This is a genomic window from Streptomyces sp. NPDC002125, assembly GCF_053593715.1.
This window is the reverse complement of record NZ_JBSFDD010000066.1, coordinates 1-4,982: the sequence shown is the minus strand read 5'-3', so window position 1 is coordinate 4,982 and position 4,982 is coordinate 1. Positions and strand designations below refer to the sequence as shown.

The window sequence follows — 4,982 nt, the reverse complement described above, 5'->3', positions numbered from 1 at the left end:
CGGTTGCCTGGTCGTCCGTTGTGGTTGGGGTCGTTGAAGTCGAACATCGGGCATACGCAGGCTGCTGCTGGTGCTGCGGGGATCATCAAGATGGTTCAGGCGATCCGGGAGGGTGTGCTTCCTCGGACGTTGCATGTGGATGAGCCGTCCTCGAAGATCGACTGGGACGCGGGCTCCGTCGAGTTGCTGAGGGAAGCCCGGCAGTGGCCCGAGGTGGACCGCCCCCGGCGGGCTGGTGTGTCGTCGTTCGGCGTGAGCGGCACGAACGCCCACATCATTCTTGAGCAGGCACCGGTACGTCCCGACGACGAGCCACTCGGGGAACCCGGCGACACGCCGGCTGTCGTGCCGTGGATCGTGTCGGCACGCACGGCGCAGGCCCTGCACGCCCAGGCTCAGCGACTTGAGGCCTTCGCGCGACAGACCGACGCGACGCCCGCTGCGATCGGACGGGCGCTCGTGGCGCGGGCAGAGCTGGAACACCGTGCGGTGGTCCTGGCGGATGAGCTGGACGGCCTGTCTGCGCTGGCGCGTGGGGAGGAGCTCGGCTCGGTGGTGACGGGCCAGGCCGATGTCTCTGGGCGGACGGTGTTCGTGTTCCCTGGCCAGGGTTCGCAGTGGGTGGGGATGGGTGCGGCGCTGCTGGAGTCGTCCCCGGCGTTTGCGGATGCGTTTTCGCTGGTCAGTGGTGTGCTGGAGTCGGTGAGTGGTTGGTCGGCCCTGGATGTGGTGCGGGGTGTTGAGGGTGCGGTGTCGTTGGGCCGGGTGGATGTGGTGCAGCCGGTTTCGTTCGCGGTGATGGTGTCCCTGGCCCGGGTGTGGGAGTCGTTCGGGGTGCGTCCGGATGCGGTGCTGGGGCATTCGCAGGGGGAGATCGCGGCGGCTCATGTCGCGGGTGCGTTGTCGCTGGAGGACGCGGCGCGGGTCGTGGTGCTGCGCAGTCGCGCGATCGCGGAGGGCCTGGCGGGGCGTGGTGGCATGGTCTCGGTCGCACTACCGGTTGCTGAAGTGGCCGAACGTCTGGGTGATGGTGTTGAGTTGGCTGCCGTCAACAGCCCGTCCTCGGTGGTGGTGGCAGGTGATGTGGAGGCGCTGGAGCGCCTGTTCGGGGAGCTGGAGTCCGAGGGTGTGCGGGTGCGCCGGATACCGGTTGACTACGCCTCGCACACGTCTCATGTCGAGTTGATACAGAGCGAGTTGGATTCGTTGCTCGACGGTCTGAGTCCGGTCGGTGCAACGGTTCCGTTCTTCTCGTCCGTCGAGGGGCGATGGCTGGATGGTCCGGAGCTGGATGGTGGTTACTGGTTCCGGAACCTGCGCGGCACGGTCGGTTTCGCCGGGGCGGTCGAAGCGCTGGTCGCTGAGGGTTTCCGGGCGTTCGTCGAGGTCAGTTCGCATCCGGTACTCGCACACAGCGTCCAGGAGATCCTCGACGGGCACAGCGAAGCCCCCTCCGTGGTCACCGGAACCCTGCGCCGCGACGACGGCGGCCTCGACCGCGTCCTGAAGTCCGCCGCCGAACTCCACGTACGCGGCATACGCATCGACTGGACCCCCGCGCTGGGCGAACATGACGGCACCCGCGTCCAGTTGCCGACGTACGCCTTCCAACACCAGCACTACTGGCTGAAGCCGGCGGTCGGCACAGGTGATCTCGCAGCTGCTGGACTGGAGTCTGGTGGCCATCCGTTGCTCCACGCGGTCGTCACTCCGGCCGGTGGTGGAGGCGCGGTCTTCTCCAGCAGGCTGACTCAGGCCGGTCAGCCGTGGCTGGCGGATCACCGGCTGGGGGACGCGGCGCTGCTCCCGGGCACCGCACTGCTCGACGTCCTCCTCCATGTCGGGGAACGTCTTCAGCTCCCGGCCGTGGACGAACTCACGATCTCCGCACCGGTCGTCATTCCCGACGGCGGTGGCGTCGACCTCCAGGTCACCGCAGGCGAGGCCACCGACAGCGGGCGGACCGTACGGGTGTACTCGCGGGACAGTGCCGACGACCCGTGGACCGAGAACGCCACCGGTGTGCTGGTGGCTTCCGCGGCACCGGCCAAGGGCGCGGTCCCGGGCTCCTGGCCGCCCGCCGACGCCCGGCCGATCGGGCTCGAAGGGTTCTACGACTCCCTGACCGTCGACTACGGCCCCGCGTTCAGAGCGGTGGAAGCCGTCTGGGCCCAGGAAGGGCGTCTCTACGCGGATCTCCGGCTTCCGGAGACCGGCGCGGACTCCGCCGAGGACCCCGACGGTTACGGAATCCATCCCGCCCTGCTCGACGCGGCGCTGCACCCGCTCGGGGTCTCCGGCTTCTTCGAAGATCCTGAGCAACCCCGGCTGGCGTTCTCCTGGTCGGGCGTCCGGCTCCACGCCACCGGAGCGCGATCGCTCCGCGTGGTCCTGGACCGGGTGGGACCCGACACCGTGTCGATCAGCGCCGCCGACGACACCGGGGCCCCGGTGCTCGACATCGACGCGCTGACCGTGCGGCCGGTCGACCCGGCGCGGATTCGCGGAGGCGCCGGGCGCACGGGCGGTTCCCTCTACGAAGTCACCTGGGTGCCCGTGCCGGGGGCAGCCGACACCGCCCCCGAGGGGGAGCAGTGGGCCTTCCACCCGCACACGGGTGCCGGACCCGTGCCCCCCGTGGTGGTTCTTAGGGCAGGCGACGGAGATCCGGAGCAGAGCGTTCCGGCCAGGGTCCACGCTGTCGGGCTGGAGGTCCTGTCGGCCTTGCGGGACTGGCTGGCCGACCCTCGCACCCAGTCGTCACGGCTGGTGGTGGCCACCCTCCGGGACGATCTGGTCCAGGAGCCGGTCGGGGGTCTGATCCGCACGGCCCAGTCCGAGCACCCCGGCCGGTTCGGCCTGCTCGAAGTCGACCGGTTCGACGCCGCAACGGTGTCGGTGGGGCTCGGCGAAGCCGTGCGGGACGAGCCGCAGATCTCCGTGCGGGCCGGCCGGGCGTTCGTCGCCCGGCTGACGCGGCCGGACATACCGGCCGTCCCCGCGAGCGCGCGGCTGGCGGGAGGCACCGTACTCGTCACGGGTGCCGGGGGAGGCCTGGGCAGGCTGGTCACCGAACACCTGGTCCGCTCGCACGGTGTGGCCGAGATCGTGCTGGTCTCCCGCTCGGGAATCGCGGACGAGCAGGTCGCAGCTCTCTCGGCCTCCGGCGTCCGCGTCACCGCCGTGGCGGCAGATGCCTCAGTCCGGGAGGAGCTCTCGAAGGTCGTCGCCTCGGTGGCGGACCGTCTGACCGCCGTGGTGCACGTGGCCGGAGTGGTCGCGGACGGAGTGATCGGTGACCTGAGCCAGGAACAGTGGCACACCGCTCTCCGGCCCAAGGTGGACGCGGCCTGGCACCTGCACGAGCTCACCCGGGACCTGGACCTCAAGGCCTTCGTGCTGTACTCGTCGGCCTCGTCGACCTTCGGGGGCGCCGGCCAGGGCAACTACGCGGCGGGGAACGCCTTCCTCGACGCCCTAGCACGACACCGTCGCAACCAGGGCCTGCCCGCCGTCTCCCTCGCCTGGGGCCTCTGGGCCGAGCAGGCCGGGATGGGCGGCCGGCTCAGCGACACCGACCTGGCCAGGATGGCCCGCGCCGGCACGCGCCCCCTGTCCGCGGAGCAAGGGCTCGCGCTGTTCGACGCGGCGCTGGAGAGCGCCGGTCCGGCACTGGTGCCGATCCGGCTGGACCTCGGCGCCGTACGACGTGGCGGGGAGGTACCCGCACTGCTCCGTGCCCTGGTGCCCGAGTCGGCGCGTCGGACGGTCCGGCGCGACCGGGCGGACAGCGGCGGCAACGGTGCGGCGCTGACACGTCGGCTCGCGGAGCTCGAAGCCCCGGAACAGCAGGACGTCCTGATCGAACTCGTCCGCAGCAGCGCGGCTTCCGTCCTGGGCCACGCCACCGCGGACTCCATCGACGCGCAGCGCGCGTTCAAGGAGCTGGGCGTCGACTCGCTCACCGCCGTGGAACTGCGGAATCGGCTGACGGCCGCGACCGGACTCAAGCTCCCGGTCACCCTGGTCTTCAACTATCCGACGGTCACCGGGCTCGCCGTTCACCTGCACCGCGAACTGGTCGGGGACGCCGAGGCTCCGCTCGTACGGAAGCGGTCCGAGAGCGCGCCGCGCCCGACCGCCGAGGAGACCGCCCGCACCGACGATCCGGTGGTCATCGTGGCGATGGGCTGCCGCTTCCCGGGAGACCTGTCGTCCGCCGAGGACCTCTGGCGGCTGCTCTCCGACGGCGGCGATGCCATCACCGGACTGCCCACGGACCGTGGGTGGGACCTGGACGGCCTCTACGACCCGGACCCGGACGCCCCCGGCAAGACCTACGTCCAGGGAGGAGGATTCCTCAAGGGCGTGGGCGAATTCGACGCGTCCTTCTTCGGGATCAACCCGCGTGAGGCGCTGGCGATGGATCCGCAGCAGCGGCAGCTGCTGGAGGTGTCGTGGGAGGTCTTCGAGCGTGCGGGCATCGACCCGACCTCGCTGAAGGGCACACCCACCGGAGTGTTCGTCGGAACCCACGGTCAGGACTACGGCACCGGGGACACCGCGGGACAGGCCGACGAGGGCTACCTCGTGACCGGCAACGCGGGCAGCGTCCTCTCCGGGCGCGTCGCGTACAGCCTGGGCCTGGAGGGCCCGGCGCTGACCGTGGACACCGCATGCTCGTCCTCACTGGTCGCCCTGCACCTGGCAGCCCAGGCACTGCGCAACGACGAGTGCTCCCTGGCCGTCGCAGGTGGCGTCTCGATCATGTCGACGCTCGAAGGAGTCGTCGGATTCAGCCGGCAGCGTGGACTCGCCACGGACGGCCGTAGCAAGGCCTACGCCGACAGCGCCGATGGGTTCGGTATGTCGGAGGGTGTGGCGGTTCTGCTGTTGGAGCGGTTGTCGGATGCTCGGCGGTTGGGGCATGAGGTGTTGGCGGTGGTGCGTGGTTCTGCGGTGAATCAGGATGGTGCGTCGAA

At 70.5% G+C, this 4,982-nt stretch carries 1 protein-coding gene; it reads left to right on the top strand.

Features of this window, described 5'->3' with window-relative positions:
* Positions 1 to 4,982: SDR family NAD(P)-dependent oxidoreductase (locus ACWCQM_RS40720; RefSeq protein ID WP_450920103.1), on the top strand; the 4,982-nt coding region annotated here is incomplete at both ends.